Below are 22489 nucleotides of genomic sequence, written 5' to 3'. Positions count from 1 at the left end.
TCCAGTGTTTTTTGTCGTTGGCAATGCCCGATTACTTGGCACCACGACCACAATGTAGCACCGGCCTTTGATACTTTCTGATACTCCAAAACCGCAATTCGATACTCTTTTGCAAGCCCGCCATGCGCAAGAGTATCGATATGTGACAAAAACAACACTCTGAAAGAAAGTATCAGTACTTGCACGTTTTGTATCAGGGTGGTCAAAAAAGCGCTGCTAGACTTGGTTTTCGGCATTAGACCGTGTGCGGTGGCCGCCTTCCGGGGCATCACCGCTACCACCAACATTCTTCTGGAGACCGCATGAATCGCACTGCATTGAAAACTTTACCTGCCCTGCTGCTGGCCATCGCCAGCGCTTCCGCCATGGCCGACCCGATGTACCCATCCGATGCCGAAGGCTTCCACGGCTACCTGCGCGCTGGCGCCGGCAGCAATACTTCGGGTGACGGCGGTTCGCAAGGCTGCTTCGGCCTCGGTGGCAACACCATGAAATATCGTCTGGGCAATGAGTGCGACGCCTACACGGAATTCGGCTACACCAAGTCCGTTGCCCAATCCGGCGGCGTGAACTACCTGGCCACGATCTGGGTCAACGCTTACGCGCCAAACTCGGATTTCGGCGACAACAAACTGGGCATCGTCAAAGCCTATGTCGAAGCGCAGGGACTCGATTTCCTGAACGGCGGCACGGCCTGGATCGGTAAACGCTTCTACTACCGTCCTGACATCCACATGCTGGATCTGCAATACATCAACATGAACGGCACGGGCGCCGGCCTGGACCGTATTCCTGCTGGCCCAGGTAAATTCTCGTACGCCTTCTTCAAGGACAACGACATCAACACCGTGTCGCCGACCGGCGTCGTGAGCACCAAGTCCGCCGTGCGCCAGAACTTCATCTACGGCGAGATTCCCGTCAATGAAAACGGCACCCTGGACCTGGCCGCGACCTACATCATCGGCGAAGGCAAGGACAACGACGCTTTTGGCCAGAAGCACAATGGCTGGCAGCTGTCGGCATTCCACCGTCAAGCGAAAGTCTTCGGCGGCGGCAACACCTTCGGCGTGCAGTACGGCGTCGGTCCTGGCGTCGGCGGTGCCGGCAACGGCCAGTTCGGCGCCTCGGGCGACACCGGTTTCGGTTCGGACCGCAAGCGTACGCGCGTCTTCAATGACATGGCGATCCAGCCGATGGCCAACTTCGGCATGGAATTTGTCGCCCTGTGGCAAAAAGACGAGTCGAATGCTACCGGTTCCTCGACCTGGACCTCGGTCGGCGTGCGTCCTGTGTACGCGTTCACCAACAACTTCAAGCTGGTGGGCGAACTGGGCACGGACCGCGTGACGCAATCGGGCGGCCAGCCAGCCAAGCGCCTGACCAAGCTGACCATCGCACCGACGATCTCCGCCGGTCCTGGCCTGTGGTCGCGCCCTGAACTGCGCGCTTTTGTTACCTACGGCAAGTGGAACGATGCGGCGACCGCCTCGGTCAATGCGTCGAACAACGGCGGCCCGATCTATAACAACAATACCAGCGGCACGTCGTATGGTTTCCAAGTGGAAACTTGGTTTTAAGCTGAAACAACCCAGAAGCAAAGGCTGGGGTCAGACCCAACGGGTCTGACCCCGAAAAAAGGGCGGAACCTCGGTTCCGCCCTTCTCTGTTTACACTACCGGATTCAACTTACGGCAAGGCCACCGGCAATTCCGGGTACTCCTGCGTCAGCGCGTACTTGGTGCCGCCCACGGTAACCGTGTAGTTGGCCGGTCCCGAGATCGGCAGGCGGTAGTTCAAGGTCAGCGCCACGGAGCCGCCCGGCGCCAGCGATTGCCAGGCGGGAATCGCGAAGCGGGCCCGGTTGTAGTTCTTCGTGAAGCCGCCGATATTGTTCGGCCCCGTGTAGCCGGCATTGATGACCGTCAAGCCGAAGCCGGACTGGTCGCTCATGTCCGATGGCGCCGACACGGGATAGTCGAACTCCACCACGGTGCCGCCCGGCAGGGTCGTGGCCGTGTTGTTCTTCACCGTCATCACAGGGTTGATGGGGAAGTTGCTGTCGCCCAGCTTCCAGCCGCCGAGGGTGATGCTGACGTTCGCCGCCGTGCCCGGCATGGCGATTTCGGCGCGCTTGTTGCCATACGCGCCAGCCGTGCGGAAAGCCTGGTACAGCACGTCCGTCAGGGTGGTGCCCATGAAGTACTCGCCCTTGCCGCCATTGCGCGTGGCATCCCAGGCATAGTCGCCCGCCATTTCCCAGATCATCACGCCGCCGATATTGTTGTTGACGATGTACTGGGCCTTGGCCGCGATCGACTGCGTGGTTTCCGTGGAAATGAACACTTTCTTGGTCGCATTCCACAGCCACGGCGCCACCATGGTGCTGCTGTAATGCGGCACATAGGTGCCCACCAGCGCCTTGTCCGTGACTTTATAGGCGTCCAGGTAGCTCGGCACGATACCGTTCTGCAAGTTCAGCGCATGCCAGATCGGATTGCCGCCGCCCGGCGTGGGTTTGCCCTGGGAATCGAGATCAAACCACACGTTGTCGATGCCCGTTGCGCCCGTGCCGCAGGTCTTGGTGCCGGCGCACGTGACCGTGGAGCTGATCAGCGGCGTCGTGCCCCACAGGCCGTTGGTGCCGCCAGTCACATCCTTCCAGCCCCGCGTGTAGAACGGCACGCCGATATTGATGCGTCCCGCCTGCATGGCGCCCCGGTAGTAGCGGTAAGCCCAGTCAGTGTTCAGATAGCCGATGTTCTGGAACTGATAGGCATTGCCGGCACGCAGTTCGCCATCGTTGCCGTCGTCAAACAGCGCCGCGTTCGGTCCCACATACTGGTTCCATGCGCCGTGCAAGTCGTAGCTCATCAGGCTGGCGTAATCGAGATATTTTAATCCCGACATGTTTTCCTCGCCACGCAAGACCCAGCCCGAAGCGGAACCGGCGATGGTGAGCAGATAGTATTTATTGTCCTGCACGGCCGCTTCGTCGAGCTTCTGGCGCAGCACTTTCAGCAGCAGGTTGTAGCTCGTCATCAAGCCGGCCAGGCGCGGCTTCGAGACGGCGAAGTCGTTCGGATTACCCGCTTCATTGTTGGTGGTCGGGTGTTCGTAATCGACGTCGACGCCATCGAAGAAGTTGTACTGGCGCACGAAGGCCACCATGGAATCGGCCAGGGTATTGATGCCGGCCGTGTTGATGCTGCCGTCCGCGTTCGTCGTGGCCGTGTAGAAGCCGCCGCTGCCGGCCCAGCCACCCACGGAAATCATCAATTTGACGCCCGGATACTTCTTCTTGTATTGCGACAGCAAGTTGAAGTGACCCTTGTACGGCAATGACGGGTCCATGGCAGCGGCCGGCACGTTTGGCCACGTGAGGCCCGTATCGGGATTGGCGGCGCCGCTGCCGATGGCGATTTTTGACGTGGCCGGATCGACGGATGCGAACGCATAGTTCAGGTGGGTGATCTTGTCCCACGGCAGGTTATTCACGAGGTAAGTCGGGCTGCCATCGACGCCCGTGCGCCAGCTGGCAAAGTAGCCGACGATGCGCCGGTTCAAGCCATTGCTCAGCACTTCGCGGCCATTCGCGTCGTACACCTTGCAATACGGCACATTCGGCACGGCCGAAATCAGGCCGTCCGGACGGCAAGCCGTGGGAGTGGGTGTCGGTGTCGGTGTCGGTGTCGGTGTCGGTGTCGGGGTCGGGGTCGGGGTCGGGGTCGGGGTTGGCGTTGGGGTTGGGGTTGGGGTCGGAGTCGGCGTTGGAGTCGGGGTTGGCGTCGGCGTATCCGTCACAGCCCACGGGCCCCACTGGTCGGCGGCGCTGGGGACATTGCCCTGCGTCCACCATTTGGCCTTGTAGGTGACATCCTGGTAAAGCACGCACTGGCCGCCCGTGTAGACGGTGGCGGCATCCCAGACGGCGCACGCCTCGACGGCGGCGAGCAAGGTGTTCGGGGTGGCGGTCGTACCGTCCTGGCCGCCGCCTCCGCAAGCGACGAGTACGCCGCTGAGCAGGGCCATCAATAATGCATTCGATTTCATGTTGTATTGGTCTCCGTTATGGTTTTACATCGAGAGCTGTTGCAGGCCCCTCGAGGGGCTCTTGTCAACTGTTATCCCTGGCTGGCTGGTCCTGCCTTTACTGCTACTGCAACTTCACATTCCAGTTGGCTTCCACGCATTTCACGTAGTTCCCCGCCAGCAAGGCGCTGTACGGGGTTTGATAGCTGACCAGCTGGCATTGGTTCTCGCCACCGGCGCTCCAGTTCTTTTCCCAATAGATGTTGTAGGAAGCGGAACTGGCCGGGGTGAAGCGCTGCATGTTGGCGCAAGACAATTGTTCGCCGGAATAATCCCAGCCCATGTCGGCGGCAAACTGCTTGTAGTAATCGATGCGGTTTTGCGCGGCCTGTTTTTCCGTGCCCTGCCCGCATTCGGCGTTGATGATCATGATGGTGGTGGCGAAGTTATTGCCGGCGCCAGCCGTCGTATCGGCCGCGTTCGGCACCCACGTGCCGTCAAGCACGTGCAGCATCGATGGTTTCGGCGGTTGCGGATAGACAAAGAAGAACGTGGCCGACGCCAGGTTCAGCCACGTCGAGGCCACCAGGTCCGGATTCTTCAGCAGCACGGACTGGTCGCCGTCATGCATGGCTTGCGAGAAGGGACCGTAGTTGTAGTTGTACGACAGCTGCTTGGCGCCGCGGCCGAAATATTTCTTGAAGCTGCCGTCGGCATTCTTGCCGCAGGTCCACACCTTGTTGAAGACGGGGTCGGCGCACTCGACGTTGTAGCCGCAGCCGGCGCCCGTCTCGTCGCAGCCCAGTTCGCGCAAATACTTCAAGCCCTGGCGCCATTGCGGCAGCGGGCTGCTGGCGTTATGGTCGCCCGTTTCCTGCACGAAGTGGGCGAACATGGTGCTCAGGCTGTGGCGGCAGATGGCGTCCGCATTGCGCCCGTCGCTGTAGTCGTCGCACACGGCGGGAAACTTGGCCACGGCTTGCAGGAAGCGCTGATATGTATAGCTGGCATCGCGCGCGGCAAAATAGTAATCCCACTTCGCCGCCGGCAGCAGGCGCTCGACCCGCTTGACGTTGAGCGGGTTGCTGGCCAGTCCCGGCTGCACGGCCTCGACGGCCGTATTGCCCAGGGTGCGGATCGACGCCTTGACCTTGCGGAAGAAATCGTTGTTCGTCAGCGCCGCCTCGTTCGCCTCGGCCTGGGTCTTGGTAGGCACGCCTGGCGTTGGTGTCGGCGTTGGCGTGGGTGTTGGAGTAGGCGTAGGAGTCGGGGTCGGCGTCGGGGTGGGCGTGCTGCTATCGAGGCTCCACGGCCCCCACTGGTCGTTGTTTGGCGCCGTGCCCTGCACCCACCATTTGGCGCGGTACACCTTGCCGTCATAGACGGCGCACTGGCCGGCCGTGTAGACGGCAGCGGCGCTCCAGGCCACGCAACTGTCGCTGGCGGCCGTGGCGGCCAAGAGGGTCGATGGGGGTTCGGTGGTGGAATTGCCGCCGCATGCGAGCAGCGCGCTGCCCAGCAGGCCTGCCATCAAAGGCGAGGCCAGCCGGCTAATTTGCCGTGTCTTCACAATGTCTCCTGAACGTTATACGAAAACTATCGAAGTAGCTTTTTATGTTGTACGTAAAGAAAGCACAGCGAAGCATCGGCTTTCTGCACAGAGAATGCGACGCCCTAAATTGGTAGTCAAGTGGTTTTATATAACGGTGTTTTTTACAGTACCAGTGCATGTGACCGCTGCATTGGCAAGCGATGCGGCGGCGAATGGGACAGGTAAAAAAAAGCCCGCTGCGCAATGGCAGCGGGCAATACCGCGCGGTATGGGTGGCGGCAAGTGGTATTACGGGTTGCCGCGCGTCCGGGACGAACTTATCGGTTCAGCACGTACCTCGCCAAGGCCGCCGCATCCGCTTCGCTCAGCTGGCTGAACGGCGGCATCGGCACGGGGCCCCATTTGCCGGTGCCGCCACTGCGGATGTTGGCCGCCACGGCGGCGACTCCATCCTTGCCCTTGTACCTGGCCGCCACTTCCGCAAAGCCGGGGCCGACCACTTTCTGGTCAAGCGCATGGCAAGCCATGCAGCCGTTCGCCGCCAGCAAGGTTTTCACATCCTTGCCGCTGGCGGCCGGGACAGCGGCTGCCACGGGTTTGGCGACGGCCGCAGGTAAGGCGGCGCCCCGCTCCACGCCATAGGTTTTCACCAGGTAATCGACCATGGCCGGCACGTCCGCGTCGTCAAACTGGGCGCCAAACGGCTTTTTCATCTTCTTGACGGTCGCTTCCCAGTAGGCGCGCGGCGAAGCGGGCGGCTGGCTCGATGCATACTGGGCCGCGTGGCACGTCATGCAATTGCGCTGCACCAGCTGGTAGCCGGGCAATTCGCTGGCTTTGTAGGTCGCCGTTTCCGGCGGTAAATGGATTTCCAGCGCGCACGCGCCGCCCGCCGCCGACAGTGCCAGCGCGGCAAACAAGATCTTCATATGGTTCTCCTCAGACTGCCTGGATGCGCGTGGTTTCCACCACGTTGCGCATATAACCCATGGGATTCCACAGGGCTTTCATGGGCTGGCTCTGGCCGATGCGGTTGACGGCGCGCACCATCAACACGTGCTTGCCCTTGCGCGGCGCCTTGATGACCATCGTCCACTCGCGGAACGAAAAACGTCCCAGGTCCTTGCCCAGCTTCGCTTCCTGCCACGTCTGGCCACCGTCAGACGAGACAGTCACTTCGCTGATGCCCTGGCCGCCGTCAAAGGCGATGCCGCGCAGGGCCAGGTCGCGCCCCGCTTTCACTTGCGCGCCATCGTGCACGCTGGTGATGAAGGAGCGCACGTTGAGGCGGCTGATCGGCGTCGTCTTGCCCACGGGCGCGCCTGGCTCGATGAAGCCGGAGCCATTGTCGGGGATGCGGTAGCCCGTGCTCATCCAGAAGCCGTCGAACGGTTTGTCGAGCACCGTGATGTCGCTCAGGTGCTTGACCCAGTAGGTGCCATAGAACCCCGGCACGATCAGGCGCAGCGGGTAGCCGTTGAGGAAAGGAATGTCCTCACCATTCATGGCCCAGGCCAGCATCACGTCACCGGCCATGATGTGCTCGACGGACAAGGCTTTTTGAAAATCGGGGCCGTCGCCCACGGGCGGCGTTTCCAGGCCATTGAAGGCGACCTGCACGGCGCTGGCCGCGATACCGGCCTTTTCCAGCACGGTTTTCAGTGGGATACCCGTCCAGCGGGCATTGCCCATGGCGCCATTGCCCAGCTGCCCGCCGTTGGCGCGCGGGGAAAAGAAACCGCGGCTGTTGCCCGAACATTGCGTGACAGCCACCACGTCGACCGGATCGGCCAGCTGCTTCAGTTCGGCCAGCGACAGTTCCAAAGGCGTCTTCACGAGGCCGCCGATGCGAAGGCGGTAGCTGCCGCCGTCTATGCTGGCGGGCAAGCCGCTCCAGTGGTAGCGCACGAAGAACGCATCGTTGGGCGTGATCGCACCTTCGCTGAAGACGCTGAACGGCGTTTCCAGCTGGGGCGGACGGCTGGTCAGCAGGATCAGCGGGCGCTTTTGCGGGAAAGCCACCAGTTCGCGCTCGCCATTTTCAAACGGCAAAGTCACTGAGGCGGACTCCGCCAAGGATGGCCCCGCCACGGCGGCGGCGCCCAGGGCAGCCGTCGTGCGCAGGAAGCGGCGCCGGCCTGCGGGCAACAAGGTCGTGTCAGACATGTTTGAGCTCCACTTTGGCTTCGTTGTCGCCGTTGCGGTCGTCGTTGACGAGCTTCTTGATGTAGTACATGACGCTCATGATGACCACGCTCAACAGGCCGAACCAGAACGACACGCGCTGCTCCGTATCGGACGACACGCTCATGGCGCCGAGGATCACCAGCATGGCGAAGATGGTGAAATACGTCAGGTAGGGGAACAGCCACATGCGCACCTTGATGCGTTCCGGGCATTCGCGCTCGAGGCGGCGGCGCAAACGCAATTGAGATATCGCAATGAGCAGGTAGACGAACAGGATCAGGATGCCGTAGGAATTGACGATGAAGGGGAACACGAGGTCGGCCGACACATACGATACGGCAATGGCGAAATAGGCGAACAAGGTGCTGAACAAAATGGCGCGGATCGGCACGCCGTTCTTGCTCAGCTTGACCAGGCCCGTCGGGGCATCGCCACGGCGCGTCAGCGCAAAGATCATGCGCGACGAGGCGTACAGGCTGGAATTGAGGGCCGACAGCACGGCCGTCAAAATGATGGCGTTCATGATGTGGGCCGCGTACGGGATATTCATGACGGTCAGGGCGCTGACGAAGGGCGTGGCGATGGCTGGCGAATCCCATGGCACGATGCAGACGACGACAAACATGGAACCGACATAGAACATCAGCACGCGTGTGATGACGGAATTGGTGGCACGGGCGATGGCCTTGGCCGGGTCCGACGTTTCGGCGGCGGCGATGGTGACGATCTCGGCGCCCGAATAAAAGGCCGTGGCGGCGACGGCGCCACTGAGCACCGGTCCCCAGCCGTGGGGCATGAAGCCGCCGTTGCTGGTCAAGAAACCCAGGGTCGGGATGCTGTTGGGCAAGCTACCCGTGATGAACAGGGCACCGACGAACAGGAAGACGATGATGGCAACCACCTTGATCGAGGCGAACCAGAATTCGAATTCGCCGAACGCTTTCACGGAGAACAGGTTAAGGATGGTCATCGAGACGAGCAGCACCAGGCTTATCGACCATGACGGCACGTCGGGCAGCCAGAAGTTGACGAGCTTGGCGCCGGCGATGGCTTCCAGGGCCACGACGACGACCCAGAAATACCAGTACATCCAGCCGCTCATGAAGCCGAGGAATTTCGAGACCTTCGGCTTGTCGTCGAAGGCCAGGCGCGCATATTCGTAAAAGGAGCCGACCACGGGCAAGGACGAAGCCAGCTCGCCCAGCATGCGCATGATCAGGACGACGAGGCCGCCCGTGAGCAGGAAGGACAGGATGGCGGCCGGGCCGGCGGCCTTGGCGATGACGCCGCTGCCGACAAAGAGGCCGGCGCCGATCACGCCGCCAATGGCGATCATGCTCATGTGGCGTTGCTTCAGCGAGTGCTGCAAGCCGGTGTTGTTGTGGTTGTCGCTAATCATGTGTGTCTCCTAGTAATATCTGAAGCTCGGTGCGCCCTGGCCTGCTGCGGCATGTTTCTGCCGCGCGGCTTTGTTTTATTTAGGCAACACCGTCAAGCAGCATCGATACATCATCAAATCAGTCTGGTTGGCTGCATGCCATAAGTCAATCTGGAAATGCAGCGGCCCGGCGCGGTCGCCAAGAGGCAAGCGCGCTGGAGAGTAAGTACGGGGTATTGCTGGGTTATTACTGGTTAAAAAAAATGGGAGCGGCGGCAACACTTGTGGCGTGCGCGCCACTCCCAGGAACGTCTTACACCTTGCCCTTCCATGGCACGAGGGTACGTTCGAGGTAACGCATCATCAAATCAAACAGGAAAGCGAAGAAGCCAATCACGATAATGCCCATGATCACCACATCGCTGGCCAGGAACTCGGAAGCGCTGAGCACCATGTAGCCGAGGCCGCGCGTGGCCGCCACCATTTCGCCGGCCACCAGGGTGGTCCAGCCCACGCCGATGCCGATACGCATGCCGGTGAGGATTTCCGGAATCGCGGCACGCAGGATCACGTGCACGATGACCTGGAAACGCGTGGCGCCCATCGAGTACGCCGCGTGGATTTGCTCCAGCGACACGGAGCTGACGCCAGCGCGGGCCGCGATGGCCATCGGCGCGAAGATGGCCAGGAAGATCAGGTAGACCTTCGAAAACTCGCCGATGCCGAACCAGATGATGACCAGTGGCAAGTAAGCGAGCGGCGGCAGCGGACGGTAGAACTCGATCAAGGGATCGAAAATGCCGCGTGCCACGCGGTTGACGCCCATCATCACGCCGATGGGAATGGCGAACAGGCAGGCCAGGCCAAACGCGCCGAACACACGCACCAGACTGGCGACAGTGTGTTCCCACAGGGTGGCGCCGCCGAAACCGGTGGTGGCCGCCATGATGAATTTTTCATAGACGGCTTGCGGCGACGGCAGGAACAGCGGCTTGACCATGCCGCTGGCCGTCACGCCAAACCACAACAGCAATACAGCGATGACGGTGACGGTGGCGATGCGGCTGGAATTGCCCTGCCCCGGCGCCCCGAACGCTTCGCCTGGCATGGCGCAGCGGGGAGCGAACAGGCGGCCAAAGAAGCCAGCGCGCTTGGCGGTAGTGGGAGGAAATCCCACGGCGGATGGGCTATGCATGGGACACCTCCAGCTCTTTATTGACGGCGCGCTCGTCACCATAAATGATGTTGAGCACCGTTTCGCGCATCTTGATGAAGTCCGGGCTCGATTTCACGGCGCGCGCATCGCGGCATTCGAGGAAGCGCTTGTTGAAATCGAGTTCATACGTGTGCGTGATGCGGCCCGGACGGGGCGACATGACGATCAGCCGGTTCGCCAGGAACAGCGCCTCGTCGACGCTGTGGGTAATGAAGAAGAACATGGTGCTGGACTTGGCCCAGATATCGAGCAGCAATTCCTGGATGGTTTCGCGCGTCAGCGCGTCGAGCGCGGCCATCGGTTCATCCATCAGCAGCATGGCGGGATTGCTGGTCAGGGCGCGGGCGATGCCCACCCTTTGCTGCATGCCGCCCGACAATTGATAAATCATATTGTCGTGAAAGTCCTTCAAGCCCACCAGCGCGAGGTTTTTTGCCGCCTGTTCGCGCCGCACGGCTTTAGCCACGCCTTGCAGCTTCAAGCCGAATTCCACGTTTTCCATCACGTTCAGCCATGGCAGCAAGGCATGTTTCTGGAACACGACGCCACGGTCGGCACCCGGCCCTTCCACCTTGTTGCTGCCCAACATGATTTCGCCCTTGGATGGGGCGATAAAGCCCGCCATCAGGCTGAGCAAGGTGGTCTTGCCGCAGCCCGAGGCACCGAGCGCGACGACGAAGTCGCCGCTATTGATGGTGAGATTGATATTATTTAAGGCATGTACGCGTTCACCGGCCGTCTTGCCCGGATAAATCACGCTGACATCCTTGACGTAGAGATTTTCCATCATGTGCCCCGCATAGGTGTAGTCACTTCAGTTCAACGCACTCTGTTCAGTCAGCGCGCCCGCAGGCGCGCCATCGCACAACGTTTACTTCAGCAGGCCGGCGGCCTGTGCATACCTGGGTGTCACATACTTGGCGTAATCTGTTGCCAGGGTGTCGATCTTGCCTTCGCCCTTGAGGAATTGCGCCGTGGCCAGCAAGGCTTGCGCCACGCCGCCCTTGGCCCCGCCGCCGAGCCAGGCCGGCGAAGCCTGCTCTTGCAGCGATGGGTAGGCGTACAAGGCCACGGAAGCGGCCACGTCCTTGGCGGCCGCGCCCGAATGCTTGACGTTGGCTTTCACTTGCGGGGAATCGATGGTCCACGCCTTCGGATTGGCGCGGTAGTCGGCGTCGGCAGCGGCCATCACCTTGACGAACTTGGCCATGAAGTCGGCGTTCGCTTCGCCCCAGGCGCGCTCGACGGCCATGCCGTCAAACGTGGCCTTGCCCTTCTTGCTCAATTCGCCGGACGTGACGAGCACCTTGCCGTTTTGCTTGAGCTTGCTCAAGGCTGGGTCCCACACGAAGGCGGCGTCGATGTCGCCGCGTTCCCAGGCAGCGGCGATCTGGTTCGGCTGCATGTTGAGCAGTTTCACTTCCGTGGGCTTGATGCCCCACGTTTCCAGCGCGAACATGGTGTGGAAGTGCGTGGTGGACACGAATGGCACGGCGATCTTCTTGCCGCGCAAGTCCGTGGGCTTGGTGATGCCGGCGCCATTGCGGGCCACCATCGCTTCCGCTTCATTGATGTCGTCGATGATCCAGAACAGCTGCAGGTCGACGCCGCGGCTGACGGCCGCCGTCAAGGGACTGGAACCGATGACGCCGATCTGCACGTCGCCGGACGCCATGCCGGTGGCCACCTTGGCGCCCGAGTCGAACTTGCGCCAGTTGATTTTATAGCCGGTGGTTTTTTCCACTTCGCCGCTGGCGATCGCGACGAGGAAGGGACCGTTGATTTCCTGGTAGGCTATCGTCACTTCCTTGCTTTGCGCGAAGGCGGTACCGCTGGAAGCCAGGGCGGCACCCAGCACCAGGGTGCCGAGGACGGCGCGGCGCATCGTTGAAAAACCTGTTTTGCTCGGGGTTTTGCTCGTATTTGTGTTCATGTCTCACTCCAAGTTATTGTTATGTGTGAACGTTCGGGCAATAACATCCTTGCGGATGGCGCCGCTGGCCGGTCTATGCCAGCTCATGCGACGACTTGAACTGCAGTGCTGCTTTTAGAAAACTTCATCCTTCAGGTGATACCAGCGGTACAGGAAGCGCTGGCCCAGGCGGCGGAACGGGGCGAAGGCTTGCGACTCGACCAGTTCCATCATGTTCGGGTACGGCAATTTCGAATTGAAGATCGGCAAGCCCGTGTCGCTGGCCTTGCCCGCGATGCGCTCGGCCATGCGCCGGCCCGCCTGCGCCGAGTACATGACGCCGTTGCCGCCGTAACCGAGCGAATAGAAAATCGATTGCTTCGGGTCCGGTTGCACGATGCGCGGCATCATGTCGTGGCTGACGTCGACCCAGCCCCACCACGAATAATCGATGGCGATGCCGGTCAGCGCGGGGAACTTGCGGTGCAAATCGTTGATCAAAAACTGTTTGTACTTGTCGTCCGGCGCGTCGGCGCCCGTGATGGCGCTGCGGCTGCCGATCTGCACGCGGTTGTCCGGCATCAAGCGGTAGTAGTGGCGCAGAATGCGCGTATCGGTGATCACCTGGTGGGTGCGGAAGTTGCACGCCTCGATTTCCGCTGGGGTCAACGGACGCGTGACGAGCGAGTTCGACAGAATCGGCAGCAGGCGGTTCTTCACTTGCGGATGCAGATGGGGCGAGGTGTAGCCGCCCGTGGCCACGGCCACGGAACGGGCACGCACCACGCCGCCCGGCGTTTGCAGATAATGCACGCCGTTGCGCGTTTCCCAGCCCATCACGGGGCTGGACGGGTGTACCTTGGCGCCCAGCGCACGGGCCTTGCGCAGGTAGCCGAAGGCCAGCTTGCCCGCGTGGATGCCGATGCCTTCAGGCTCGTGCAGCGCGCCGGCCGCTTCCTTGTCGTCGACGAATTCGCGCTTGACGGTGTCGGCGTCGAGGATGCGCGCGTCGTACTTGAATATCTCGCGCATGATCTTGGCTTCTTTTTCCAGCGCGGGCATGGCTTTCGCCTTGTGGGCGATGTACAGGTGACCGCCTGGTTGCGGCTCGCAATCGATGTCGGCCGTGATCTTCTTGAACGTTTGCATCGCGTCGCACACTTCCGCGTGCAGTTTCAAGGCCGTGTCCATGCCATAGCGGTCTATCCACTGCGAGCGCTTCAGGCGGCCCGTCGTGCATTGCGCCTGGCCGCCGTTGCGCGTGCTGCAGCCCCAGCTGACCCGGTTCGCTTCCAGCACGGTCGCCTTGATGCCGTGTTCCTGGGCCAAAAAGATGGCGCAGGAGAGGCCAGTAAAACCCGAGCCGATGATGGCCACGTCGACGTCGATGTCATGCGTGATGGGGCCGTCGTCGGCAGGCGGCTCGCCGGCCGTGCCGATCCAGTAGGTGGGCGCGTAGGCATTGCCGTGGCCGGGGCGCTGGGCCACCAGCGGGTCGTAGGCGGGATCGTAGGACGTGCGGGCGGCGGTGCTGTTGCCCAATACGTCAGATGGGGTGTCGACAGGTTTGTTCATGATCATTCCCGGTGAACGTGCTGGCTCAGGCTTTGTTGCCGGTAGCGACCGGTGGGCGATCCTTGCGGAAGGCATTCTTCACGGCGATCTTGCCGTCGCGGAAAGTGAAGATGTCGACCATGCGCGCTTCGATGCGCGTGCCATCGGCCTTGGTGCCGGCAAACGTCGACTCCGTCACACCGCGCTCGCCGCTGACGAAGTGTTCTGGATTCAGCCAGGCGGCGTCGGGGAAGGTTTGCCAGGCCAGCTCGAATCCGGCGCGCACGGCGTCGCGGCCGACAAAACTCTTGCCCAGCAAATCAGGTCCGGCCACGGCGTGGAATTCGCAATCGTCGGCCATGGCGGCCATCAGGGCATCGATATCGTGGCGGTTCCAGGCATCGCCGAACGCTTGCAAAAAGTCGATGGTGACGGCGTCGGTGTGCGGTACAGGGTGGTTCATGGTGGTCTCCGTAAATCGTTTTTGATACGCTACGTTCCGTTTTTTGTCTTTTATTGAATTTAAGCCTTAAGCATGGGCTTGTCAAATCAAATAATCCAAAAAACGGGACGCCTTGTATTCTTTAGTGAAATTATGATACTTCCGTGACAATGTGTGAGAATTTCGTCACAGCGCTGTGTCGGATTACGCCGGGCTTGCGCCCGGCTAATCCGACCTACACACACGCCATCCGCTGTGCGTAGGTTGGATTAGCCCGCCAGGGCGTAATCCAACACTCCAGCAGCAAATCAGACGTAATCTTTATATTTATCCAGATGCCGCACTGGTTTACTCAGCGCATCGCGGCGGAACGGGTCGCCCAGCTCGCGCGTGCACATGATTTCAATGATGGTGGTCTTGCCTTCATTCATCTGCATGTCGATCGCCTTTTTCAAGGCCGGGCCCACGTCTTCCAGCTTGTCGACCGTGATGCCTTCGGCGCCCATGGCCCGCGCGATTTCCGCGAAGCTCTGGTTGTCGAGTTCACCGGCAACGAAGCGGCGGTTGTAGAAATCGACCTGGTTTTTCTTTTCCGCGCCCCACTGGCGGTTGTGGAACACGACGGCCGTGACGGGAATGTTGTGGCGCACGCAGGTCATCGTTTCCATCAGGCTCATGCCCCAGGCGCCATCGCCCGCATACGACACGGCCGGACGGTGCGGTGCGGCCACCTTGGCGCCGATGATGGTCGGGAACGCATAACCGCAGTTGCCAAAGCTCATCGCCGCAAAGAAGCTGCGCGGCTTTTCAAAGCGCAGATAGCTGTTCGCCACCGAATTGATGTTGCCGATGTCGGTCGACACCATCACGTCTTCCGGCATGGCTTTTTCCAGCTCGCGCAAGACCTGGCGCGGGTGCAGGTAATTGCCCGGCTCTTTCTTTTGCTCTTCGATCATGTCCAGGCTGTACGCATCTTTTTCATGCGTCCAGTTCGTCAGCTCTTCTTCCCAGGCCGATTTTTCCGCCTGCACGGTGGCATAGCGCTCGTCGCGCGTCGCGTCGCAGTCGAGGGACTTGCCATCGAGGCGTGCCAGGATGGCTTTTGCGGCCGCCTTGGCGTCGCCGCAGATGCCGACGGAGATTTTCTTGACCAGGCCCAGCATCTTGTTGTCCGCGTCGATCTGGATGATCTTCGCGTTCTTTGGCCAGTAATCCATGCCGTGCTGCGGCAAGGTGCCGAACGGGCCCAGGCGCGAACCCAAAGCGACGACGACGTCGGCCTTGGCGATCAGTTTCATGGCAGCTTTCGAACCTTGATAGCCGAGCGGACCGCACCACAGCGGGTGGCTGGCGGGGAAGGAATCGTTGTGCAGATAGCTGTTGACGACGGGTGCACCGAGGCGCTCGGCCAGGGCCTTGCATTCCTCGATGGCCTCGCCCATGACGACGCCGCCGCCCGAGATGATCACGGGGAACTTGGCTTTCGCCAGCAGTTCGGCCGCATCGTTGAGGCTTTGTTCGCCGCCGGCGCCACGGTCCAGGCGGTTCGGTTTTGGAATCTCGGCCTTGATTTCGCCATAGAAATAGTCGCGCGGGATATTCAGTTGCGTCGGGCCCATTTCCGACATGGCGCGGTCAAAGCAGCGGCCCGTGAATTCCGCCATGCGGGCCGGATTCGTCACGTGGCCTTGATACTTGGTGAATTCCTCGAACATCGGCAGCTGGTTCGCTTCCTGGAAGCCGCCCAGGCCCATGCTCATGGTGCCCGTCTCCGGCGTGATGATGACGACCGGGGTATGCGCCCAGTAGGCGGCGGCGATGGCGGTGACGCAATTGCTGATGCCGGGGCCATTCTGGCCGATGACGACGCCATGGCGGCCCGAGACGCGGGCATAGCCATCGGCCATGTGGCCGGCACCCTGCTCGTGCACGACAGGGATCAGCCGGATGCCGGCGGGAGCAAAGATATCCATCGGGTCCATGAAGGCCGAGCCCATGATGCCGAACATGTCGGTCACGCCATTGGCGGCCAGGGTTTCCACGAACGCTTCGGAAGGCGTCATCTTTTGCGGGCCAACAGGTATCGCGGCTGCGGCGGCTTTTTGGTCGGTCATGTCATTCATGGGTGTCTCCTGGTCTGTTGTAATGAACTGCAGTGTAGTGAGCAACTTATTTATCAAAAATCGGTATATTTTGTTCCGAAATTTGATATACAATTCAATTTAAGCGTTCGGCAATCAAAAGTCAAACAGAATTTCGAGGAAACGGTACAATTTGAGTTCGAAAATGAAATAACACTCAGACAGACAACCGAGGCCACCATGGACATGATTTCATCCCCAAAACTTGAGCCGGAAAAACTGGAAGGCGACACGCCCACGATGCGTTTGTTTGCTTTGCTGGAAGTGATTGCCGAAAAAGACCAGTTGCTGTCGCTGCAAGCGCTGGTGGAAGAAACGGGCTTGCCCAAGCCCACTCTGCACCGCATGCTGCAACAGCTGGAAAGCGTGGGCGTGCTGCAGCGCGAAAGCGATGGCCGCCACTACAGCACGGGCGTGCGCCTGCGCCGCCTGGCGTCGAACCTCTTGATTAACAACACGTTCCATGGCGCCCGCCGCATGGTCTTGCGCCAGCTGGTCGAGGAAGTGGGCGAAAGCTGCAACCTGACGGCCTTCAGCGGCAGCGAAGTGGTGTACCTGGACCGCGTGGAAACGGCGGCCCCGCTGCGCTTCTACCTGCATCCCGGTTCGCGCGTGCCGGCCCACTGTTCGTCGAGCGGCAAGCTGTTCCTGGCGCAAATGACCCCAGTGCAACGGCGCCGCCTGCTGGGCCACATGGAATTGACGCGCTTTACGGACAAGACGGAAACGGACCCCGTCAAGCTCGAGCGCGAACTGGAACTGGTGCGCCGTAACGGCTATGCGCTGGACGACGAGGAATTCCTGCCCGGCCTGCTGTGCGTGGCCGTGCTGGTGCCGAACCCGAACGGCCGCTCGAACCTGGCCGTGGCGATCCAGGCGCCCATCATCCGTTTGACGCACGACAAGGCTTTACATTTCTTGCCAGCACTGCAGCGCGCCGCGCAAGCCCTGGCCGCCATCGAATCGGAAACCATGCCGACGACGGGCGGGGACGACGATGCATTGCAATCAAGTAACTCCGCAGCTCACACATAACCGCCGTAGCGCCCATGCTGCGGTTTCACAGGAGAACAAGGTGCCAGATTCACGCCAACATCCCCCCGCCGCAGCGGCGCAAACCTTGCAGTCCGTGCGCAGCCTGTTCGATATCGACAGCGACCTGCTCGTGCCCGTCTTCACGGAACGCGACCCGCACGTGCCCGACATCGATCCCGCCTACCGCTTCAACAAGGATGTCACCCTGGCGATTTTGGCCGGCTTCACCCACAACCGCCGCGTGATGGTGCAGGGCTTGCACGGCACGGGCAAGTCCACGCATATCGAGCAGGTGGCGGCGCGCCTGAACTGGCCTTGCGTGCGGGTCAACCTCGACGGCCACATCAGCCGCCTGGACCTGGTCGGCAAGGACGCCATCGTGCTGCGCGAACAGCAGCAAGTGACGGAATTCCAGGAAGGCATCGTGCCCTGGTCCCTGCAACGGCCCGTGGCCCTGATCTTCGATGAATACGATGCGGGCCGCCCCGACGTGATGTTCGTCATCCAGCGCATCCTCGAGCGCGACGGCAAGTTCACCCTGCTCGACCAGAACCGGGTCATCACGCCCCATCCCCACTTCCGCCTGTTCGCCACCTCGAACACGGTGGGCCTTGGCAACTTGAACGGCATGTACCACGGCACGCAAGTGCTCAATCACGCGCAGATCGACCGCTGGAACATCGTTGCCACCTTGAACTACTTGCCGCAGGAGGAAGAAACGCAGATCGTCCTGGCGCGTGTCCCCGCCATGAACGACGAGGCAGGCCGCCAGCTGGCCGCCGCCATGGTGGCCGTGGCCAGCCTCACGCGCCACGGTTATGCGGCGGGCGACCTGGCTTGTCTGATGTCGCCAAGGACCGTCATTACCTGGGCGGAAAACTGCCAGATCTTCCGCGACCCGGCGCTGGCCTTCCGCCTGTCCTTCCTCAACAAATGCGACGAGGCCGAGCGGCCCATGGTGGCCGAGTATTACCAGCGCTGTTTCAATGAGGAATTGCTGGCGAGCCAGGCATGAGTACGGAAGCGACGGCGCCCGCCGCCTACACGCGCGAGCAGCAGGAAACGGATGAACTGTGCGCGGGCGCCATCCGCGCCCTCAGCGCTTCTCCCTCGATACGCTACCGGGGCCAGCGGCTGCACGACGGCCACCGTCCGCTGCCCATCCATGCGGCCCATCTGCAGCCCGATGCGGCGCTGCAGGATTTGCCGTCGCTGCGCGGCGCTGCCGACAGCGTGGCCCTGCGTCTGCTGCACACGGATGCGGCCTTGCACAAGTCCCTGTGCCCGGCGGAACCCGTGGCGCGGCTCGTGTTTGAATTGCTGGAACAGTTAAGGGTGGAAACGCTGGCGCCCGAGCACCACGCTGGCGTGATCGGCAACCTGCGCCACCGTTTCACGGCCTGGTCGCACGCGTTCTACGATTCCGGCTTGGCCGAGGGTGCTTCGGGCTTGCTGCTGTACACGGTATTCCAGATGTGCTGGTCGCGCCTGACGGCCAGGCCCGTGCTGGAAAAGACGGAAGATTTTATTGAAGCGACACGCTGGTCCGTTTCTTCCGCACTGAGCGGCGACCTGGCGGGATTGCGCCGCCACCGCGCCGACCAAGCCGCCTTTGCGCGCCATGCGCTGGCCATCAGCCACGCCGTCGACGCCATGCTGAAAGACACGCAAACGGCGCGCGATGGCGACGAGGGCGATGCCGGCGACGCCAAGGCGCAGGCGGCCTTCAAGCTGCTGCTCGATTTCGACAGCGACAACGACCACCTTCCCGACGCCGCCCCGCTGGGCGAGAGCCGCGCCTTCAGCGATGGCGATGGCGGATACCGTGCCTACTCCACGGCATACGACCGCGAAGAAAAAGCGGGCGAACTCGTGCGCCGCGCCCTGCTGCTCGAATACCGCGAACGCATGGATGCCCGCATCGCCAGCCTGGGCATCAACACGGCCCGCCTGGCGCGGCGTTTTACGCAATTGCTGGCCGTGCCCGAGCGCGACGGCTGGTCGTTTGGCGAGGAAGAGGGGTATATCGACGGCCGCCGGCTGGCGCAACTGATCAGCTCGCCATCCGAGCGCAGGCTGTTTCGCAAGGAACAATTCCTGCCGCAAGCTGATTGCCTCGTCACCTTTCTCGTCGATTGCTCCGGTTCCATGAAGACGCATGCGGAATCCGTGGCCGTGCTGCTCGACATATTGCTGCGCGCACTGGACCAGGCCGGCGTTGCCACGGAGTTGCTGGGCTTTACGACGGGCGCGTGGAACGGCGGACGAGCCAAGCGCGACTGGCTGCGCGCCCGCTCGCCCGCCAATCCGGGCCGCTTGAACGAACTCGTGCACATGGTTTTCAAGGATGGCGATACCAGCTGGCGCCGCGCGCGGCCCGACATCGCCGCCCTGCTGAAAGCGGATCTGTACCGCGAAGGCGTCGATGGCGAAGCCGTGGACTGGGCGTGCACGCGCATGCTGGCGCGCCCGGAACGGCGGCGCATCCTGCTCGTCGTGTCCGATGGTTGCCCGATGGACACAGCCACGAACCTGGCCAACGACGAGTTTTACCTGGCGCAACATCTGAAACACGTGGTGGCGCGCCGAGAAGCGCAGGGTGCCGTGGAAATCTGCGGGCTGGGACTGGGCCTGGACCTGGGCGCCTACTACAGCCGCAGCCTGGCCACCGCCCTGCCCGCCTCGCTGAACAATGAGCTGTTCAGCGAGATCGCGCAGTTGCTCGGTGGACGCAAGCGCTAAGCCTTCAGCTCACTTCGTAACGCACCGTGTGCGCCTCCATCGGCAGCGGAATTTCCCAGTTCCACAGCATCGCTTGCAGCTTCTTGTTACTGAGCGACGTGTCGCGCTGGCCATTGCGCCGCAGTAACTCCTTGCGCGGCTGCTCCAGGTACACGAGCTCCACCTGCGCGTGGTATTTGTACAGCAGGTTGAGCGTCTTTTCACGCATCAGTTTCGACAGGTGCGTGGCGTTCCACACGAACGGTTCGCCCTTGCGCAACAATTCGCGCGCCCGCTCTTCCGCATAGTCGCCCACCTGCCCCTCGTTCTTGCCGTGCTTCAAGCCCAGGGCCGTGCGCGCATCGTCAAACGACACGACGGGCAGGCGCGGATGGTGCTTCTCCACCCACGTGTTCTTGCCCGACGCGGGCAAGCCCGACATCACGATCACGCGCGAGCCCGCTTCCTGGAACAGCGGATAGTCGGGATGCGCCTCGGCGCCGCGGAAATATTTGACGCGCGTGTGATCGTCGACAAAGGCGCGCCGCTGGCCATAGCAGCCCTCCTCGCGCGCCAGCTCGCGGAACAGCTCGATGGCATCCAAAATGCGCTGCGGATCGGGACAGATACGCCCGCGGATATCGGCCTCTGCCAGCATGGCCAGCAGGCGGATATCGACTTGCCACGACAGTTCGCGCACGGTGAACTCGGGCGTGACGCCGCGCCGCGACGTTTCCAGCGCAAAGAACGGCACCTGGTGCACATTGATCAGGCGGCAGATCTCCTCGCGCGCGGCAAACGGCACGTCGCAATCCCACAAGGCGATGCGCGCATCGAGGGCGCCCTTGCGCGAGTGGCCGGGCTGGCCGATGACGCCCGTCACCGGGTCGATCACCGTGGTGCTGCACTTGGCCACGTCGTGCAGCAAGGCGGTGAGAAACACGATTTCCTGTTCCGCCCGCGTGGCAGCCTGGTAGTCGGGCATGGCCAGCAAGGACTCCACCACCATCATCGTATGCGTCCACACATCGCCTTCCGCGTGGTACACGGGGTTTTGCGGCGTCGTCTTGGCCAGTTCCAGCTGCGGGAAGGCGGCCAGGCAAGCGTTGAAATCGGGCGACTGGCCAGGCATGGGCACCAGTTGCTGCAGGGTTTTCCAGTTCATTATTTTGTACTCCTTGAGAAAGCTGCCAGTTCGTCGAGCGAACGGCAAGTATGCAAACCCAGGCTTTCCCACGTGACGAGCGGCTGCGGCGCGTACAGGTCCACACCCTCGGCCAGCTGGTTCGGGATCAAGGGCCGCGTGCTGTGGTGCGAACCGCTGTCGAGGATGGTTTGCGTAAAGTCATGGCGCACCAGCTTGTAGCGGGCCAGTACTTGCTCGTCATCCTCCACCTTCAGGTACAGGCCTTCCGCGTGGTCGGACTTGTCCGTCTGCTTCCAGCACAGATCCAGCGGCAGGCGTTCGCGCGCCACCGCAGTTTCAAAAGCGTCGCGCCACAGACTGGACTTGGCCAGCGAATGGTGCAGCAGCTGCCACAACTGCTTCGGCGTGGCCGGCATCACCCCCGCATACAGCACGGGCACGGACAGCACTGGCGAGCCGGCCAGCATGGCGTGGCGGCGCGCCGTCGACAAAAACATCTGGCTGCGGCGGCAATACACGTCGAACTCGTTGAAGTAATGGGGCAGCCGGTCGTAAAACACGGAATGCTTGCTGTACGACCATTCGCCAAACAGCACATACTGGTCTTCCAGCAAGCCCAACAAGGCGTGTTCGTGCGCATGCGCCCACGGTTTCAACAGGTTGAACTGGCGTTCGCTGCCGCCGCCCGCCAGGTAGTGGCCGCGCGACTGCAGCAGCACCTCGCCCGCATCGCTGAACGACACGGCGGAGTTGGCGCCATCGATTTTTTCCTCGATGACGACGTACTGGCCGGCCAGCTTTTTCACGGGCATCTGGTCCGAGCCGTCGTCGCCATCCTGCAGGCGCGAGCCTTCCAGGTGCGGCGTGCGCGGGTATTTGAATAAGGGTAAAGATTGTAAAAACATAGCGTCCCACGCCGCGTTCACCGGGGCGTGTCCATACAGGGTCAGGGGTGCTGACGACGTGTTCGGGCGTGGACGATCAAGACCAGGGTCTCGGATGCGTGTGCGGGAAGAGCAAGAGCAGTGCCGCAGCAATCGAGGGCGTCAACGCGCCGAACGATGCTGCAAAGAGCATTTCGTCAGCGTTAGCAGGTGATGGCGAAGAAGCGAGGCACTTTTGGCTCCAATAAGGAAGAGGTTCGAGAAAGAACGGGGAATATAACGGCAGTTTGA

17 protein-coding genes are annotated in these 22489 nt (G+C 61.7%); 4 read left to right on the top strand and 13 right to left on the bottom strand.

From position 1 onward, the window contains the following. The first annotated feature begins 302 nt into the window (after nucleotides 1-302). Nucleotides 303-1577, top strand: coding sequence for a maltoporin (locus tag OPV09_RS10480; RefSeq protein WP_034758463.1), 1275 nt, complete (start codon nucleotides 303-305; stop codon nucleotides 1575-1577). 109 nt (nucleotides 1578-1686) lie between these two features. Here OPV09_RS10480 and OPV09_RS10475 read toward each other — a convergent pair whose 3' ends face one another. The 11 genes from OPV09_RS10475 to xsc form a co-directional block, all read right to left on the bottom strand. Beyond that, complete coding sequence (locus OPV09_RS10475; protein ID WP_338681567.1) at nucleotides 1687-4050, bottom strand: chitinase C-terminal domain-containing protein; 2364 nt, start codon at nucleotides 4048-4050, stop codon at nucleotides 1687-1689. A 103-nt stretch (nucleotides 4051-4153) separates the two neighbouring features. Then, entirely contained in the window at nucleotides 4154-5599 is a 1446-nt protein-coding gene (locus OPV09_RS10470) for a glycoside hydrolase family 19 protein (protein WP_338681566.1), read from the bottom strand. A gap of 299 nt (nucleotides 5600-5898) precedes the next feature. Next, a complete protein-coding gene (locus OPV09_RS10465; RefSeq protein WP_338681564.1) occupies nucleotides 5899-6510 on the bottom strand; it encodes a c-type cytochrome in 612 nt (203 codons plus the stop codon). Between the two features lie 10 nt (nucleotides 6511-6520). After that, a complete protein-coding gene (locus OPV09_RS10460) occupies nucleotides 6521-7747 on the bottom strand; it encodes a molybdopterin-dependent oxidoreductase (protein WP_338681563.1) in 1227 nt (408 codons plus the stop codon). Further along, nucleotides 7740-9167, bottom strand: coding sequence for an amino acid permease (locus OPV09_RS10455; protein WP_338681561.1), 1428 nt, complete (start codon nucleotides 9165-9167; stop codon nucleotides 7740-7742). The genes OPV09_RS10460 and OPV09_RS10455 overlap by 8 nt, the downstream gene beginning before the upstream one ends. A 292-nt stretch (nucleotides 9168-9459) precedes the next feature. Next, nucleotides 9460-10254 (bottom strand): ABC transporter permease subunit, encoded by a 795-nt coding sequence (locus OPV09_RS10450; RefSeq protein ID WP_051959683.1) that lies wholly within the window; start codon nucleotides 10252-10254, stop codon nucleotides 9460-9462. Between the two features lie 79 nt (nucleotides 10255-10333). Continuing rightward, on the bottom strand, nucleotides 10334-11149 hold the full coding sequence (locus OPV09_RS10445) for a taurine ABC transporter ATP-binding protein (protein ID WP_035828937.1): 816 nt from the start codon (nucleotides 11147-11149) through the stop codon (nucleotides 10334-10336). 84 nt (nucleotides 11150-11233) lie between these two features. After that, nucleotides 11234-12295 carry a taurine ABC transporter substrate-binding protein gene (gene tauA, locus OPV09_RS10440; RefSeq protein WP_338681560.1) on the bottom strand — a complete coding sequence of 354 codons (1062 nt, stop codon included), beginning with the start codon at nucleotides 12293-12295 and terminating at the stop codon, nucleotides 11234-11236. A gap of 114 nt (nucleotides 12296-12409) precedes the next feature. Beyond that, on the bottom strand, nucleotides 12410-13849 hold the full coding sequence (locus OPV09_RS10435; protein WP_128139933.1) for an NAD(P)/FAD-dependent oxidoreductase: 1440 nt from the start codon (nucleotides 13847-13849) through the stop codon (nucleotides 12410-12412). A gap of 25 nt (nucleotides 13850-13874) precedes the next feature. Continuing rightward, nucleotides 13875-14291, bottom strand: a complete 417-nt coding sequence (locus tag OPV09_RS10430; protein ID WP_070305089.1) for a nuclear transport factor 2 family protein — start codon at nucleotides 14289-14291, stop codon at nucleotides 13875-13877. A gap of 287 nt (nucleotides 14292-14578) precedes the next feature. Next, nucleotides 14579-16384, bottom strand: a complete 1806-nt coding sequence (xsc, locus tag OPV09_RS10425; protein ID WP_425324051.1) for a sulfoacetaldehyde acetyltransferase — start codon at nucleotides 16382-16384, stop codon at nucleotides 14579-14581. A gap of 213 nt (nucleotides 16385-16597) precedes the next feature. On the opposite strand from xsc, the gene OPV09_RS10420 reads away from it, so the two are divergent. The 3 genes from OPV09_RS10420 to OPV09_RS10410 are packed head-to-tail and all read left to right on the top strand — an operon-like array spanning nucleotide 16598 to nucleotide 20188. Then, complete coding sequence (locus OPV09_RS10420) at nucleotides 16598-17446, top strand: IclR family transcriptional regulator (RefSeq protein WP_425324035.1); 849 nt, start codon at nucleotides 16598-16600, stop codon at nucleotides 17444-17446. A 40-nt stretch (nucleotides 17447-17486) separates the two neighbouring features. Continuing rightward, nucleotides 17487-18461, top strand: coding sequence for an AAA family ATPase (locus OPV09_RS10415; protein WP_319993587.1), 975 nt, complete (start codon nucleotides 17487-17489; stop codon nucleotides 18459-18461). Beyond that, the gene (locus tag OPV09_RS10410) at nucleotides 18458-20188 is read left to right on the top strand and encodes a cobaltochelatase CobT-related protein (RefSeq protein WP_338681555.1); all 1731 of its coding nucleotides are present in this window, start codon (nucleotides 18458-18460) and stop codon (nucleotides 20186-20188) included. Before OPV09_RS10415 ends, OPV09_RS10410 begins: the two co-directional genes overlap by 4 nt. 4 nt (nucleotides 20189-20192) lie before the next feature. On the opposite strand, the gene OPV09_RS10405 is transcribed toward OPV09_RS10410, so the two are convergent. Both OPV09_RS10405 and OPV09_RS10400 read right to left on the bottom strand, forming a co-directional pair. Further along, the gene (locus OPV09_RS10405; protein WP_338681553.1) at nucleotides 20193-21332 is read right to left on the bottom strand and encodes an AAA family ATPase; all 1140 of its coding nucleotides are present in this window, start codon (nucleotides 21330-21332) and stop codon (nucleotides 20193-20195) included. Beyond that, complete coding sequence (locus tag OPV09_RS10400) at nucleotides 21332-22219, bottom strand: RNA ligase family protein (protein ID WP_338681551.1); 888 nt, start codon at nucleotides 22217-22219, stop codon at nucleotides 21332-21334. Before OPV09_RS10400 ends, OPV09_RS10405 begins: the two co-directional genes overlap by 1 nt. Nucleotides 22220-22489: the final 270 nt, after the last annotated feature.

It is taken from the genome of Janthinobacterium sp. TB1-E2 (genome assembly GCF_036885605.1).
Taxonomy (GTDB): Bacteria; Pseudomonadota; Gammaproteobacteria; order Burkholderiales; family Burkholderiaceae_D; genus Janthinobacterium; species Janthinobacterium aestuarii.
This window is presented reverse-complemented; position numbering and strand designations above follow the sequence as displayed.

Coding starts and splice junctions, on each gene's coding strand:
- OPV09_RS10480 (WP_034758463.1), top strand. CDS start 303: ATGAATCGCACTGCATTGAAAACTTTACCTGCCCTGCTGCTGGCCATC.
- OPV09_RS10475 (WP_338681567.1), bottom strand. CDS start 4,050: ATGAAATCGAATGCATTATTGATGGCCCTGCTCAGCGGCGTACTCGTC.
- OPV09_RS10465 (WP_338681564.1), bottom strand. CDS start 6,510: ATGAAGATCTTGTTTGCCGCGCTGGCACTGTCGGCGGCGGGCGGCGCG.
- OPV09_RS10460 (WP_338681563.1), bottom strand. CDS start 7,747: ATGTCTGACACGACCTTGTTGCCCGCAGGCCGGCGCCGCTTCCTGCGC.
- OPV09_RS10455 (WP_338681561.1), bottom strand. CDS start 9,167: ATGATTAGCGACAACCACAACAACACCGGCTTGCAGCACTCGCTGAAG.
- OPV09_RS10450 (WP_051959683.1), bottom strand. CDS start 10,254: ATGCCAGGCGAAGCGTTCGGGGCGCCGGGGCAGGGCAATTCCAGCCGC.
- OPV09_RS10445 (WP_035828937.1), bottom strand. CDS start 11,149: ATGGAAAATCTCTACGTCAAGGATGTCAGCGTGATTTATCCGGGCAAG.
- tauA (WP_338681560.1), bottom strand. CDS start 12,295: ATGAACACAAATACGAGCAAAACCCCGAGCAAAACAGGTTTTTCAACG.
- OPV09_RS10435 (WP_128139933.1), bottom strand. CDS start 13,849: ATGAACAAACCTGTCGACACCCCATCTGACGTATTGGGCAACAGCACC.
- OPV09_RS10430 (WP_070305089.1), bottom strand. CDS start 14,291: ATGAACCACCCTGTACCGCACACCGACGCCGTCACCATCGACTTTTTG.
- xsc (WP_425324051.1), bottom strand. CDS start 16,384: ATGACCGACCAAAAAGCCGCCGCAGCCGCGATACCTGTTGGCCCGCAA.
- OPV09_RS10420 (WP_425324035.1), top strand. CDS start 16,598: ATGATTTCATCCCCAAAACTTGAGCCGGAAAAACTGGAAGGCGACACG.
- OPV09_RS10410 (WP_338681555.1), top strand. CDS start 18,458: ATGAGTACGGAAGCGACGGCGCCCGCCGCCTACACGCGCGAGCAGCAG.
- OPV09_RS10405 (WP_338681553.1), bottom strand. CDS start 21,332: ATGAACTGGAAAACCCTGCAGCAACTGGTGCCCATGCCTGGCCAGTCG.
- OPV09_RS10400 (WP_338681551.1), bottom strand. CDS start 22,219: ATGTTTTTACAATCTTTACCCTTATTCAAATACCCGCGCACGCCGCAC.